This is a genomic window from Streptomyces sp. BYX5S (genome assembly GCF_054724165.1).
Window position 1 is genome coordinate 6,119,081 of record NZ_CM138829.1, and the last position, 14,589, is coordinate 6,133,669.

At 71.6% G+C, this 14,589-nt stretch carries 9 protein-coding genes; 4 read left to right on the plus strand and 5 right to left on the minus strand.

The features are described 5' to 3' along the window. Positions 1-333 precede the first annotated feature (333 nt). From ACYBSK_RS27675 to ACYBSK_RS27690, 4 genes are all read left to right on the plus strand, one after another. Positions 334-996: a response regulator transcription factor gene (locus tag ACYBSK_RS27675; protein WP_164301513.1), complete on the plus strand. Its 663-nt coding sequence runs from the start codon at positions 334-336 to the stop codon at positions 994-996. 99 nt (positions 997-1,095) lie between these two features. Next, positions 1,096-2,403 carry an HRDC domain-containing protein gene (locus ACYBSK_RS27680; protein ID WP_460243757.1) on the plus strand — a complete coding sequence of 436 codons (1,308 nt, stop codon included), beginning with the start codon at positions 1,096-1,098 and terminating at the stop codon, positions 2,401-2,403. Between the two features lie 349 nt (positions 2,404-2,752). After that, positions 2,753-3,979, plus strand: a complete 1,227-nt coding sequence (locus ACYBSK_RS27685) for a thiolase family protein (protein WP_457479967.1) — start codon at positions 2,753-2,755, stop codon at positions 3,977-3,979. Continuing rightward, a complete protein-coding gene (locus tag ACYBSK_RS27690; RefSeq protein WP_460243758.1) occupies positions 3,976-6,108 on the plus strand; it encodes a 3-hydroxyacyl-CoA dehydrogenase NAD-binding domain-containing protein in 2,133 nt (710 codons plus the stop codon). Before ACYBSK_RS27685 ends, ACYBSK_RS27690 begins: the two co-directional genes overlap by 4 nt. Positions 6,109-6,188: 80 nt before the next feature. On the opposite strand, the gene ACYBSK_RS27695 is transcribed toward ACYBSK_RS27690, so the two are convergent. From ACYBSK_RS27695 to ACYBSK_RS27715, 5 genes are all read right to left on the minus strand, one after another. Then, complete coding sequence (locus ACYBSK_RS27695; protein WP_460243759.1) at positions 6,189-7,010, minus strand: endonuclease/exonuclease/phosphatase family protein; 822 nt, start codon at positions 7,008-7,010, stop codon at positions 6,189-6,191. 128 nt (positions 7,011-7,138) lie between these two features. Then, complete coding sequence (locus ACYBSK_RS27700; protein ID WP_457479970.1) at positions 7,139-9,118, minus strand: PIG-L family deacetylase; 1,980 nt, start codon at positions 9,116-9,118, stop codon at positions 7,139-7,141. Then, complete coding sequence (locus tag ACYBSK_RS27705) at positions 9,115-11,211, minus strand: glycosyltransferase family 4 protein (protein ID WP_457479971.1); 2,097 nt, start codon at positions 11,209-11,211, stop codon at positions 9,115-9,117. Before ACYBSK_RS27705 ends, ACYBSK_RS27700 begins: the two co-directional genes overlap by 4 nt. Then, complete coding sequence (locus tag ACYBSK_RS27710) at positions 11,208-12,965, minus strand: stealth family protein (protein ID WP_457481877.1); 1,758 nt, start codon at positions 12,963-12,965, stop codon at positions 11,208-11,210. Before ACYBSK_RS27710 ends, ACYBSK_RS27705 begins: the two co-directional genes overlap by 4 nt. 2 nt (positions 12,966-12,967) lie before the next feature. After that, complete coding sequence (locus tag ACYBSK_RS27715; protein ID WP_460243760.1) at positions 12,968-14,581, minus strand: sugar phosphotransferase; 1,614 nt, start codon at positions 14,579-14,581, stop codon at positions 12,968-12,970. Between the last annotated feature and the right edge of the window lie 8 nt (positions 14,582-14,589).

Below are 14,589 nucleotides of genomic sequence, written 5' to 3' on the forward strand. Positions count from 1 at the left end.
CTCCGCACACATCTGCACACGTCTGCACACGTCTGCACAGCGATCATTTTCGGCCGCGTCGGAGCTTCTCCGGCGCGGCCGTCGCACGTTTCGGGTCGTTTCGCTTGGGCCAGCTTTGTTCTCATTCGTTTCGGTTCAATGCGACTCGTGACTATTCGCCCCCCTTTCGAATGATCGCTAGTGTGTCCGAATTGCTCGCATTGTTACTCACCAGATCGTGATCATTCCCTAAAGGCCGAGGGGTTTGATGCCGAAGGTTGCTGTGACCTTGAAAGCACGGTTCATCCCGGCTTCATCCCCGAGCCGGCTCCGTCCCGCACCCCAGGAGGCCTGGTGTCCGTTCTCCTCGAGCAGCCCTCAAGCCTGGTCGCCTACCGCCCGAACAAGCCGACCGCGATGGTGGTCGTGGCCGACCCCCGCGTCCGTTCCACCGTGACCCGCCACCTGTGGGCGCTCGGTGTTCGTGACGTGATCGAGGCCTCGTCCGTCGCGGAGGCTCGTCCCCGCATCGGCAACCCCCGCGACATCTGTGTCGCAGACGTCCATCTCCCCGACGGCTCCGGTCTCACGCTCCTCTCCGAGACCCGCGCCGCGGGCTGGCCCAACGGGCTGGCCCTCTCCGCCGCCGACGACATCGGCGCCGTACGCAACGCCCTCGCGGGCGGCGTCAAGGGCTACGTCGTCACCGGCACCCGCACGAACGTGGGCCTGCCCACCCGCCCCGGCGCCGCCCCCATCGGCGCCGCGGCCGCCCGTATGCACCGTCGCCCCCCGGGTGCCCCGAGCCACCCGGGCGGCTACCGCGAACTGTCCGGCCGCGAAGTGGAGGTGCTCCGGCTCGTCGCCGAGGGCCAGTCGAACAAGGCCATCGGCGTCTCCATGGGCCTGTCCGCCCTGACCGTCAAGAGCCACCTCGCCCGTATCGCGCGCAAGCTCGGCACGGGTGACCGGGCCGGGATGGTGGCGGTCGCGCTGCGCACCGGCATCATCCACTGATCGGCCCGTGGCCTGATTCATCCGGTTTACTCCGGCACGACGCCCGTCGACGTAACGTTCCGTCGACGGGCGTCGTGCGTTCACAGATACTCTTGACAGGTGACCGACGCCCAAGAGACCGCAGCAGACAGTTCACTGCACACCACCGGAGGCGCCCCTCTGGACGACGGCGGATCTTCTGCTGAAGGATCTGTTGGTTCAGTCAACGGTGCGCCGACCCCCCTTCTCGAACCGCGCGAGGGCATCCCGCCGGTGATCGCCGACGAGGCCTCGCTCGCCGATGTCGTCGCGGCCTTCGCCGCCGGCACCGGCCCCGTGGCCGTCGACGCGGAGCGCGCGTCCGGCTACCGGTACGGGCAGCGCGCGTATCTGGTGCAGTTGCGCCGCGAGGGCGCGGGCACCGCGCTCATCGACCCGGTCGCGTGCCCCGACCTGTCGTCGCTCGGCGACGCGCTCGCCGACGCCGAATGGGACCTGCACGCGGCGACCCAGGACCTGCCCTGCCTGCGCGACATAGGCATGCGGCCCGCGCGGCTCTTCGACACCGAGCTGGCGGGACGGCTCGCCGGCTTCCCGCGGGTGGGCCTCGGCGCGATGGTCGAGAACGTGCTCGGCTACGTACTGGAGAAGGGCCACTCCGCGGTCGACTGGTCGACGCGCCCGCTGCCCGAGCCCTGGCTGCGCTACGCCGCGCTCGACGTCGAGCTCCTGGTCGACCTCCGCGACGCCCTGGAGAAGGAACTCGACCGGCAGGGCAAGCTCGACTGGGCGCACCAGGAGTTCGACGCGATCGCATCCGCGCCGCCCGCCGCGCCGCGCAAGGACCCGTGGCGGCGCACGTCCGGGATGCACAAGGTGCGGCGGCGCCGTCAGATGGCGGTCGTCCGGGAGCTGTGGACGGCCCGCGACCACGTCGCGCAGCGGCGGGACGTGTCGCCGGGCAAGGTGCTCGGGGACGCCGCGATCGTCGAGGCCGCGCTCGCGCTGCCGCCGAACGTGCACGCGCTGTCCGGCCTGCCCGGCTTCGGGCACCGCATGGGGCGGCGTCAGCTGGAGCAGTGGCAGGCCGCGATCGACCGGGCCAAGGCCCTGCCGGACTCCGAGCTGCCGCAGCCGGGCCAGCCCACCACCGGCCCGCCCCCGCCGCGCGCCTGGGCCGACAAGGACCCCGCCGCGGCGGCCCGCCTCTCCGCGGCGCGGGCGGCGGTCTCGGCGCTGGCCGAGACGCTGTCGATGCCCCAGGAGAACCTGATCACGCCGGACACCGTGCGCCGGGTGTGCTGGGAGCCGCCGGCCTCGGTCGACGCGGAGTCGGTGGCGGAAGCGCTGCGCTCGCACGGCGCCCGCCGCTGGCAGGTCGAACAGGTCACGCCGATCCTCATCCCGGCGCTCGCCCCCCGCGCCTGACCGCACCGTCCACCGCTCGACGCGCCCCCTTGGCCTGGCCGGGGGGCGCGTCGGCGTCCGCGCTGGTCTCCCGACGCCTCCGGGCTCGCCGAACCGGCGTTACGGCCTCGGGGCTCCGCCCCGGACCCCGCGCCTCAATCGCCGGCGGGGCTTGATTCACCGACACCGGCCCTACGGCCCCGGCCCGCCGTAAATGTGACCTTCGCCGCTCCGGCCGGGGGGACTTCAAGACTTGGTTACCCGCAAGTAGCATGACGGTATTCGCAGCGCGGCGTCCGTGTATCTCGGTACCCCGATACCGGACCCGCGCCGCGCGGCAGCGCATTCCCGCACCTGGAGGAGAGCCATCGTGCCTCGTACCGTCAGGGACGTCGTCTTCGTCGACGGCGTCCGCACCCCGTTCGGCAAGGCGGGCCCGAAGGGCATCTACCACGAGACCCGCGCCGACGACCTGGTCGTCAAGTCCATCCGGGAGCTGCTGCGCCGCAACCCGAACCTGGACCCCGCCAAGATCGACGAGGTCGCCGTCGCCGCGACCACGCAGATCGGTGACCAGGGCCTGACCATCGGCCGCACCGCGGGCATCCTCGCCGGTCTGCCGCAGTCGGTCCCCGGCTACTCCATCGACCGCATGTGCGCGGGCGCGCTCACCGCCGTCACGACGACGGCCGGCTCCATCGCCTTCGGCGCGTACGACGCCGTCATCGCGGGCGGTGTCGAGCACATGGGCCGCCACCCCATGGGCGAGGGCGTGGACCCGAACCCGCGGTTCGTGAGCGAGAAGCTCGTGGACGAGTCGGCCCTGTTCATGGGCATGACCGCCGAGAACCTGCACGACCGCTACCCGCAGATCACCAAGCAGCGCGCCGACGAGTACGCCGTGCGCTCGCAGGAGAAGGCGGCGAAGGCGTACGCGAACGGGAAGATCCAGCAGGACCTCGTCCCGATCTCCGTGCGCAACACCAACGCCGAGGTCGGCGAGACCGGCTGGGGCCTGGTCACGGCGGACGAGCCGATGCGGCCGGGCACCACCCTGGAGAGCCTCGCGGGCCTCAAGACCCCGTTCCGCACGCACGGCCGTGTGACGGCGGGCAACGCCGCTGGTCTGAACGACGGCGCGACGGCCTCGATCATCGCCTCCGAGGACTTCGCCCGCGAGAACAACCTCCCGGTCAAGATGCGCCTCGTCTCCTACGCCTTCGCGGGCGTGGAGCCGGAGGTCATGGGCTACGGCCCGATCCCGGCGACGGAGAAGGCCCTCGCGAAGGCAGGCCTCTCCATCTCCGACATCAACCTCTTCGAGATCAACGAGGCATTCGCCGTCCAGGTCCTGGCCTTCCTCGACCACTACGGCATCGCCGACGACGACGCGCGCGTCAACCAGTACGGCGGCGCCATCGCCTACGGCCACCCGCTCGCCTCCTCGGGCGTCCGTCTGATGACGCAGCTGGCCCGCCAGTTCGAGGAGCAGCCGGAGGTCCGCTACGGCCTCACGACCATGTGCGTCGGCTTCGGCATGGGCGCCACGGTCATCTGGGAGAACCCGCACCACAAGGACGCCGGAGGCGACAAGTGAGCACCACCACCGCTGAGCTCCTGAAGGGCGCATCCGCCCTCTTCCCGGACGAGGTCGTCACGTCGGCGCACGTACGCCACCTCGACCTGCCGTACGGCGCGGGCAAGTTCGCCCTGATCACGCTGGACAACGGCCTGGACCACACCAAGCCGACCACGTTCGGCCCGGCGTCCCTCGCCAACCTGAACGCGGCGATCGACCAGGTCGAGAAGGAGGCCGCCGAGGGCGACATCGTCGGCGTCGGCGTCACCGGCAAGCCGTTCATCTTCGCGGTCGGCGCCGACCTCAAGGGCGTCGAGCTGCTGAAGAACCACGACGACGCGCTCGCCATCGGCAAGGGCGGCCACGAGGTCTTCAAGCGCCTCTCGGGTCTGGCCGTGCCGACGTTCGCGTACTACAACGGCGCGGCGATGGGCGGTGGCGTCGAGGTCGGCCTCCACTGCTCGTACCGCACCGTCTCGAAGGCCCTCCCGGCCTTCTCGCTGCCCGAGGTCTTCCTCGGCCTGGTTCCCGGCTGGGGCGGCTGCGCCCTGCTGCCGAACCTGATCGGCGCGGACAAGGCCGTCTCGGTCATCATCGAGAACAGCCTCAACCAGAACAAGCAGCTCAAGGGCGTGCAGGTCTACGAGCTCGGGATCGCCGACGCGCTCTTCGAGGGCGCCGACTTCCTGGAGCAGTCCCTGCTCTGGACCGCTGACGTCCTCAAGGGCAACGTCAAGGTCGAGCGCCCGGATGTCGACCGCGGCGAGGCCTGGGACCAGGCCGTGGCGCGCGGCAAGTTCATCGCCGACTCCAAGGTGCACGGCGCCGCCCCGGCCGCGTACCGCGCCCTCGACATCATCGCGAACGCGAAGTCCGGTGATCTCCAGGCCGGCTTCGACGCCGAGGACCAGGCCCTCGCGGACCTGATCATGGGCGGCGAACTCCGCTCGGGCATCTACGCGTTCAACCTCGTCCAGAAGCGCGCCAAGCGCCCGGCCGGCGCCCCGGACAAGAACCTGGCGCGCCCGGTCACGAAGGTCGGCGTCGTCGGCGCGGGCCTGATGGCCAGCCAGCTCGCCCTCCTCTTCCTGCGCCGCCTGGAGGTCCCGGTCGTCCTCACGGACATCGACCAGGAGCGCGTGGACAAGGGCGTCGGCTACGTCCACGCCGAGATCGAGAAGCTGCTCGGCAAGGGCCGCATCAACCAGGACAAGGCCAACCGCCTCAAGGGCCTGGTCTCCGGCGTCCTGAACAAGGCGGACGGTTTCTCGGACGCGGACTTCATCATCGAGGCGGTCTTCGAGGAGATCGGCGTCAAGCAGCAGGTGTTCGCCGAGGTCGAGGCGGTCGCCCCCGCCCACGCCATCCTGGCGACGAACACCTCCTCCCTCTCGGTCTCCGAGATGGCCTCGAAGCTGAAGCACCCCGAGCGCGTGGTCGGCTTCCACTTCTTCAACCCGGTCGCGATCCTCCCGCTCCTGGAGATCGTCCGCGGCGAGCAGACCGACGACGCGGCCCTGGCCACGGCGTTCGGCGTCGCCAAGAAGCTGAAGAAGACCGCGGTCCTCGTGAAGGACGCCCCGGCGTTCGTCGTGAACCGCATCCTGACCCGCTTCATGGGCGAGATCCAGAACGTCATCGACGAGGGCACCCCGGTGGCCGTCGCGGAGAAGGCGGTCGAGCCCCTCGGCCTGCCGATGTCTCCCCTGGTCCTCCTGGAGCTCGTCGGCCCGGCCATCGGTCTGCACGTCTCGGAGACCCTGAACCGCGCCTTCCCGGAGCGCTTCACCGTGTCCCCGAACCTCGCGGCCGTCGTCAAGGCCGGCAAGCGCGGCTTCTACGTCTACGACTCCGGCAAGCCGGAGCTGGACCCCGAGGTCGCCGCGCTCCTCAAGCAGGGCGACAAGGTCCTCACGGAGGAGCAGGTCCGCGACCGCGTCCTCGACGCGGTGGCCCAGGAGATCGGCCTGATGCTCGACGAGGGCGTCGTCGCCGAGGCCCAGGACATCGACCTCTGCCTCATCACCGGCGCCGGCTGGCCCTTCCACCTGGGCGGAATCACTCCGTACCTGGACCGTGAGGGTGTGTCGGAGCGGGTGAACGGGAAGCGGTTCCTGCAGGCCGGAGTAGCTTCGGTACCCGCGTAAGGATGCGCCACTGATGTGACTGTGACGGCTGCCCACGAGATATTCGTGGGCAGCCGTCACAGTTCGTGGGGCGGGGGGGCTCAGCCCGTCCGGAACCATCCCTTCAGCATTGCGTGGTCCGATTCGCGGTACTTCACCGCGTCGGCGGCGCAGGACCGTACGTGCCGGCGCCCCGCGAAGAGGTAGTCGATCTTTCGGCCGTCGGCGGTGGGTTCGTCGTCCGCCCGGTCCGCCTCGACGAAACCGGACGTGAGCCAGGACAGCGCGGGCGCCTGCGGCGGCAGATTGAGGTCTCCGCCCAGCACGACGGGCACGCTCCGCGGGAAGGCACTCGTCCAGTCCCTGATCTCCCTCAGCTGTTCGGGAGCCCGGGAGTACGTGTGGGCCGTGCATGCGGTGACGCGCTTGCCGTGGGCCTTGGTGTGGGCGCAGAGCAGGCCCCGGCGGACCGGGACGGTGCGGCCCGCGTTGGTGTAGGTCTCGCCGCCGGTGTGCCGGAAGCGGCGGTAGTCCTGCCGCCCGTCCGGCACGTCACCCCGGCTGAGCACCGCCGAGCCGAACCGTCCGCTGCTGCCGCAGGCCGGCACGTTGTCCTGGGAGGAGGCGTAGGTGCCGTCCATCGCCCAACCCGCCCGCGCGAGGCGCCGCTTGAGCTGCGCGTACTGGGTCAGGCAGATCTCGTTGACGGTGATCAGGGCCGGCCGGTACCGGGCCGCGCTGCGGACCAGGCGGTCGATCGACGTCCCGGCGCCGCTGCGCCCCGCGTTCCACGTACAGTGCGCCGCCGCGCCGCACAGGTTGTACTGGATGATCCGGACGGCCGGCCGCTGCGCGGCGGCGGAACCCCGCTGGCCGGGCGCCGCGACCAGCACCCCGGTGATCACCACGAGCGCCATGGCCATGACGGCGCCACAACCGAACCATCGTCCGCGCGACACTTTCCCCCCTGGTGTCCACGACGCCACCGATGGGGGATTGTGCGCATACGGGCTGCATGAACGCCATACGACCGTTCTACGTCGGATGCGCGTCAGGCACTCCACGGTCCCAGCGGGCTGCCCACCCTGGGGGCCAGCTGGCGCCGCACCCGCAGGCGGCCGTCCGTCCCGATGACCGCGACGGTCAGCGCTCCTGACGCGTCGTACGCCATCGACGGGGCGTTGGCGAACATCTCCCCCGACTCGCGCCAGTGCGTGCCGGAGACGTCCTTGTCGCGGTCGGGCATCGACACGACGAGCCGGCCCCGGCTGCCGCGGTGCGCCAGGAAGGCCTCCCGCGCGCCGCGTTCGGGGGCCCACAGCGCGGCCACCGCGCCGGTGCCGCCGTGGCCGCCGAGCCCCGCTCCCGAACCCGGCCAGCGACCGTCGGCGTGCTGCCGGTAGGCCATGACCTGCTGCGTCCCCGCCTCCCGGAAGTACAGGCAGGTGCGGCCGCCGCCGGAGTCGACCGCCGAGAGCCCGCCGGTCGCCGGCCGGCCCGTCCTGAGGGTGTCGTCCAGCAGGAAGGGGCCTCCTGGTTCGGCCTGGTGCCAGCGCCAGACCGAGGTCTTGCCCGGCACGTAGAGCTCCACGGTGCCGCGGTCGGTACCGATGGCCGTGCCCGCGTCCTGGACGAAGCTGCCACCGATGCTCTCCCACGGGGCCCAGGTGCCGTCCGCCTCCCGGCGGCGCACGCTGATGCCCTGGTCGAAGTCGCGGCAGAAGACGTACAACCGGCCGGCGGCGTCGACCGCCGACGACGGCACGCCCAGCTCCCGCTGGCGACGGGCGTCGCCGTGCGCCCACTCGGGGTTCTCCAGGCTCCGCCAGCCGCTGAATCCGTTGCCGTCCGCGTCCTGGCTGGTGTGCACGACGTCGACGGTGACGCCGCTGCCGACGACGTGCTGGCGGCGCAGCGCCGTGAGTTCCGCGGCGCCGCCGGGTGCACCGGCGACGGCCAGGGTGGGCGCGACCCACCCGTCGCCGAGGACGAACGGCCCCTTCCACTCGCCGCTCGCCGGCCCGGTCTCCGTCCAGAAGGCGAGCCGCCCGCCCAGCACGCCGAAGGCGTTGAGCCGCCCGCCGGGGCCGAGGCGCAGCCATCCGGTGGTCGGCGAGTACCGGTAGGCGGCGCTCATCATGTGGGTGCTGCGGTACGGGTCCGGCCCCAGCTGCCGGTCGCCGCAGGTGTGACAGGTGCCGTGCGGGCAGACGTCGGGAGCGTCGAGACCGCTGTACGTCGCCAGGTACTCGGCCTTCTCCGTCACGGCGTCCGAGTCGAGGTTGTAGCCCCAGAAGCGGTTGGCGTAGCTGCGGTAGTGCTCGACGACGGGGGCGTGTCCCGCCTCGCGGTGCCGGGTGAGGGCGGCGAGGGCGAACTGGGTGGTCGTGGTGTGGTCGACGTGGTCGGAGCAGACGAACTCCGTTCGGCCGCCGTCGTGTTCGGGGTCGGGGTCCATGGTGCGCACGGTGGTCGGCCGGATGCGGTCGAGGAGTGCGGTGAGCGCGCCGACGACCTGTTCGCGGGTGATGTTCTGGGGCTCGGTCACGACGCCGCCGTGCACGGGCAGGGTGCGCTGGGTCCGCAGGGCCCCTTCCCACAGTTCGTGCAGCCGGGTGCGGGTGCCCCGCTCCGTGGGCGCGCCCATGTGCAGTTGGAAGAAGTACAGGCACACGGACGCGTGGCCGACCAGGGTGAAGCGCTCCACGGCGAACCCGGGGACGATCTCCACGGCCTCGCGGTGCCACGGGCGGTCGCGGTCGCCCGTCGCCATCCGGGCGTACGCGGACCGCAGGCCGCAGCCGCGCTCGGTGCTGTAGCGGGCGAAGTCGGGGGCCACGGCCTTGCGTTGCGGTTCGTTGGTGTCGACGTTGATGCCGTCGCCCTCTCCCGCGGTGACGATCACCGTGGTGATGTCGTCGCCGTCCTGCAAGGAACGCACCAGGTCGGGGTTCATGAAGTACAGGTCGTCGTCCTGGTGAGCGACGATGTGCAGGACGGAACGGGCCGGCACGGTCTTCGGCGCGGTCATCGGTCGACCACGTTCATGGCCATGGCGCCGGATGCCGAGCAGTACGGCCGCACCCACACCGGGCGGGCCGGATGGACCAGGGCGAACTCCGATGCCTCCTCACCCGCGAGGGGCACCGACGGGTACACGTAAGCGCTCTTCACGTCGTGGAAGTCCTCCAGAAGATGACAGACGCGCACCTTGCGCCGGTCGTAGGGGTCGGGCTGCAGCCACCAGTCCCAGTCCTCCCACCGTTCCAGGCGGAGGTCGACGACGTGGCGCAGGGGCACCTCCGCCCGGAACGACTGCCGGCCCAGGATGCCGACTTGTACGGAGACGTTGCGTGCGTGCCGGCCGCGCCGGCTGACGATGAACTGTGCGCCGGGCTCCATCTTCAGCCCGCCGCACAGCACACCGCGCAGCGAGATCGTGTCGCCGTCGACGGCGACCTCGGTGCACTCGGCGTGGTCCTCGCGCAGCACGGTCCGCAGCATGAGCCGCCCGTTGGGCTGGGCGTACGGCAGGTTCCAGGCGATGGGTCCGGTGGGCGGGCGGTCGACGACCCGGGCCCGCGCGTCGATGAGGGCGCGGGTGTCGCGGACGCCCGCCTTCATGTGCACGGGCGCGGAGTTGGGGGCGCTCATGGTCACCTGCCAGCGTCCGTCGCCGAGGGCGTCGAACGCGGACGGTGTGAGCGCTGCGGAGTACCGGGTGCCGCCGTTGTCCAGGTCCTTGCGCGAGGTGCGCAACGGGAGGTCGGGGCGGGGCTTGCCGTCCGAGGGCTTGTGGCGCAGCGTGAACTGCCAGCGGCGGCGTCCCTCCCCCGGGCCGTCCGCCGAGAAGCGCAGCCAGCCCGTGTCGTCGGTGGTGACGTCCACGGTGGCCGCGCCCAGCGACACCGGGGGCACGGTGAGCAGGCCGCCGCCGGTGCGGCGGGCGGACGCCGGGGGCCGGTAGCCCCGCTGGGCGGCGGCGCGCTTGCGGGCGGCCTCCTCGAACAGCGCGACGTAGCGGGCGGCCACCGCGGACGGGTCGTACTCGGCGCCGTTGCGCAGGGCGGCGGCGCCCATGGCGCGGCGCAGGGGTTCGTCGGCCATGAGCCTGCGCAGGCCCCAGACGATGCCTTCGACCTGCCCGTTGGGCACGAGGAAGCCGTCCTCACCGGGGTGGAGGATCTCCCGCGGTCCGACGGGGCAGTCCGTGGAGACCACGGGCAGTCCGCAGCGCATGGCCTCGACCAGCGTCATGCCGAACGACTCCGCGCTGGAGGTGACGGCGGCGATGGATCCCTTGGCCCACTCCGACTCGATCGGTGAGAAGCCGCCCATCAGCAACGCCCGGCCCGCGAGGCCGAGTTCCGAGACGAGTGTGCGGAGCTTTCCCGCCTCGCCGCCGTCGCCGTAGATCCGCAGCTGCCAGTCGGGGAACTCGTCGGCCAGCTCCGCGAAGGCCCGGATCAGCAGGTCGTACCGCTTGATGCGGTGCATGCGTCCGGCGCTGACCACGACCTTGTGCGTGCAGTCGGACGGCGGGACGGACGGCTGGGGCACGCTGTTGGGGATGCCGACGACGGGGATGCCGGGGATCGGGGTGTTCTCCATGAACGAGCGTGCGTCGGCCTCGGTGACCGTGGTGATGGCGTCGAGCCGCGGGTAGACGCGGGCCATCTCGGCGCGCACCGCGGCGGGAATGCCCAGGTGCGTCATGTGTTCCTGGGCGACCCGCAGCGCGCCGTCGCGGGTGTACGCGGCGACGAACAGGTTGAGGCTGGGCCGGGTGCCGACGACGACGTCGGCGTCGGTGCGCTCCAGGTCCCGGATGATGCGGGTGTCGGTGAACCTGCTGTACTGCGCGTAGAACTCCTCCTGACGCGGCACCACTTCGCTGGGTTCGTCGCTGCCGGCCGCCGCGCGGTCGGCGGAGCCGGGGCGCAGGTCGACGAGGGCGCGGACCGTGATCCGCGGGGAGATCTCGAACTTGGTCGCGGTCGCGCGGCGGAAGACCGAGACGATCTCCACGTCGTGGTGGACGGCCAGGGCCTCCGCGAGGTTGATCACCGTGCGGTTGGTGCCGCCGATGCCGTAGATGTTGTTGATGAGGAAGGAGATCTTCATCGGACCTCGTCCTCCCTGCGCTCGAACGGACTTGGCACGGGGTAGTACGCCTTCAGGAACCTGCTGAGCATCGCCGTCTGGCGGGCGGTGTCGCGGCCGTCGGAGAGCGTGTCGTTGATGCAGAAGGCCTGCCGGTCACGGCGGGCGAGCAGGATGCCGAGCCGTCGCTGGATCTCGGGTCTGGCCAGGTCGAGGTAGGCGAAGGTGATCTCGGAGGGGATCGCCCGCCCCGTGAAGTAGGCGTAGTAGTGGTACAGCGACGACGGGATGGAGATGTCGTCCGCGCTGCGGAACCGGCTCATGGACGTCCTGCGGTGCGCGTCGGCGAACTCCGCCTCGATCTCCTGGAGCACGCTGCGCCGCAGCGCGTACGGCGCGTGCCGGATCTTCTGGACGATGGCCGAGCCGAAGTTGTCGAGCAGCAGCCGGCGGTTGTTCTTCCCCGCGGCGTCCACCGGCCGGTCCCCCAGGGTGCGTTCCCAGCGCGGCACTTGGGAGGGCGAGAGGAAGGTGCGGGTGACTCCGTTCGACAGGAAGAAGTCGCTCGGGGTCACCGGGCGGCCGAGGAACATGTCGTCGTTGAAGTAGAGGAAGTGCTCGGACAGCCCCTTGATGTGGTGCAGCCTGCTCTCGATCGCGTGGGAGTTGAACGTCGGCAGCGCGGCGGAGTCGTCGAAGATCTCCGAGTGGTCGACCACGGTGATCCGCGGATGACGCTCGTTGAGCCAGGCCGGACGCTGCCGGTCCGTCACCACGTAGACGTGGCGCACCCACGGCGCGTTCTGCTCCAACGCGCGCAGCGAGTAGCGCAGTTCGTCGCGGCTGATGTAGCGGGCGGCGTTCGCGGACTCCGTGTGATAGCCGCCCTCGCCGTACACGGCGCGACGGCGCTGCCACGCGGGGTCGTTGCCGTCGACCCACGTGTAGACCACGTCGACGGGGAAGCGGACGTCCTCGGGCAGCGGCTCGGCGCAGGGCGCGATGGTGCGCACCGAACGGGTGCGGCGGGTGTGCAGCGCCGCGAAGCCCGTCAGTCTGCTGACCGGCACGACGACGCGCGGCTCGTCGTAGGCCACGTCGTCGGTGACGCGGTTGGGCCGCGGGGCCACGAGCCGGCCGTCCCGCAGCTGCCAGAACTCGATGTCGCAGCCGTGGGCGAGGCCGAGCACCAGGGACGCGGCGGGGTCGCTCCACACCATGCCGACACGCAACACATCGGATGCGCGCACGAGTTGACGGCCGCGCCGGGATCCGCACAGCACCCGGCGGCCCACGGCTGCGTCGCCGCGGCAGGCGGTCACGTAGACGGGGCCGGTGGCGGCGCTGCGGCTCAGCGCCCGTGCCACGCGTTCGCGGTCCGCCTCGGCGACCGCCAGGCAGGAGCGGTAGTCGGATTCGCCCCTGATCGCGAAGTAGTCGACGCCCTCCTCGTCGAAGAGGGCCGAGACGAGTTCGAGGTTGGCCTCGCGCAGTCCGAGCGGTGACACCGTGGGGCGCACGAGCGCGACGTGTGTGGCGTGTCCGGCCAGCACGGCGAGCCGCTCCTGCGCGTTGAACAGGTGCGGCCAGCGGCGGCGCGCCCGCGCGGCACGCAGGGCGCGGGCCAGCAGGGTCACGGCCGTCGCGTGGCGCAACAGCTGCTTGAGACCCGTCCGGAGCCGGGCCGGTACGCGGCGCGCGATATGGCGTCGCATCCCGCTCGGGACAAGGGTGCGGTACGCCCCGACGACCGCGGACGCCTCGGGATTGCCCATGCTCACGACTGGTTGTCCGACTCCCTCGAAGCCCCGCGCTCGAAGATGCTGCGGACGGGGTAGTAGCGGCGCAGAAAGCGGGTCACGGCTTCCGTGCCGCCCTGGCTCAGGGCCCGCTGGTCGCCGAGCCCGTAGAACTGGATCTGTTGGGTGTCCCGGCGCACGAGCATGCGTTCGAGCCGCAGCTCGATGCCGGGCAGGGCCGCGTGCAGCGCCGTGGACGTCTCGCCCGACGGGTCGGCGAGGCCGGTCGTGCATCCGATGTGGTGGATCACGCTGTCCAGCGGATGGCCGCCGGGGATCGCCGGTACCGTCTGGCCGTCGAAGAGCGCCAGCGGTTCGGTGACCGACGCCGCGAGCCGTTCGAGGGTGGCGCAGCGGTGCGGCTGCGGTCCACCCGCGTAGCCGTGCGCGGTGACGCTGCCGGTCGCCGCGTACGCGGTCCGGGTCCAGGGCGCGAACGACTCCTCGGCCGTCCACCGTCCGCGGCGGGGTCGGGTGACACCGTGCGGGCTGAAGTAGTCGAAGGGGCGCACCGGCCGGCCGAACAGGGCGCCGGGGCGCAGCAGCAGGAAGTTCTCCGCGATGTCGGGGAGTTGGTTCAGCTGCCACTCGATACCGGGGCCCGCGGGCACGATGCTGAGCCGGTCGTCGGACCGCAGCCAGGCGGGCACGGGCGCCTGCGCGACCACGTGCACGAGATCGGTCCACGGCGCGTACTGGTGCACGGACCGCAGGGCGGCCCTGAGCAGTTCCTCGCCCCAGGGGGTGGGGTGCTGCCACAGCAGGACGGCGTCGACGGGAAAGGTGACCTCTTCGAGCCGGGGCACGTCGAAGTGCTCCAGCGTGATGGTCGGCTCCATGGCGCCGTCGATGTCGCAGTAGCCGCTCAGCCGGTCGAGGCCGATCTCGATTCCGGGCGAGTCCGCGGGGACGGCCCGCTGCACCCGGTTGGGGCGGGGGCCGACGAGCCGCTCCTGGGGCAGGTCGGTGTTGCGGGTCCAGAACTCGATCTCGATGCCCTGGTCGTCACCGAGCCACAGGTTCTCGGTCGGGTCGGTGCGCAGCCAGACGAGGCGGACGACGCGCGCCTTGCCGAAGTGCTTCCACGCCTTCACATGGCTGCCGGGGATCGTCTGGGTGTCGCTGTTGGCGGGCGACACCGACACCACGTATCCGGTGTGCTCCTCCAGCAGGGCGCGCAGGGCGCGGCGCACCGCTCCCTTGTCGCGCTGGTCCACGGCGAGGGCGATCCGGCGGTCGTCGAGGGCGGGGATCGCGAACCACGGGATCTCGGCCGCGTCCAGGGCGTGGGCGACGAGGTCGTGGTCGAGCCTGCGGGCCAGGTCGAAGGTGAGCCCGGTGTGCACATGCCCGATGCGGCCGTCGGGCGCCGCGGTCCGGCGCTCGGAGTGGCCGAGCTGGACTCTGCGGACGCGCCGGAGCGCGCGCTGGTGGAGGCGGGCCTCACGGCGGCGGAGGGTCCCCGCCAGCGAGCTCTGGACCTTGCGCCGCACCCGCCGGGGCACGGTCGTCGCGGCGACGGAGCGCACGGGCTGCGGGACGAGGCGCCGGTAGACGTGGGCCGCGGAGCTCAGCGATGTCTGATCCGACATGTCATGAA

Excerpts from the sequence above, each read along its gene's own strand:
- ACYBSK_RS27695 (WP_460243759.1), bottom strand. The coding sequence starts at position 7,010 with ATGGCCATGGCGCTCGTGGTGATCACCGGGGTGCTGGTCGCGGCGCCC.
- ACYBSK_RS27700 (WP_457479970.1), bottom strand. The coding sequence starts at position 9,118 with ATGACCGCGCCGAAGACCGTGCCGGCCCGTTCCGTCCTGCACATCGTC.
- ACYBSK_RS27705 (WP_457479971.1), bottom strand. The coding sequence starts at position 11,211 with ATGAAGATCTCCTTCCTCATCAACAACATCTACGGCATCGGCGGCACC.
- ACYBSK_RS27710 (WP_457481877.1), bottom strand. The coding sequence starts at position 12,965 with ATGGGCAATCCCGAGGCGTCCGCGGTCGTCGGGGCGTACCGCACCCTT.
- ACYBSK_RS27715 (WP_460243760.1), bottom strand. The coding sequence starts at position 14,581 with ATGTCGGATCAGACATCGCTGAGCTCCGCGGCCCACGTCTACCGGCGC.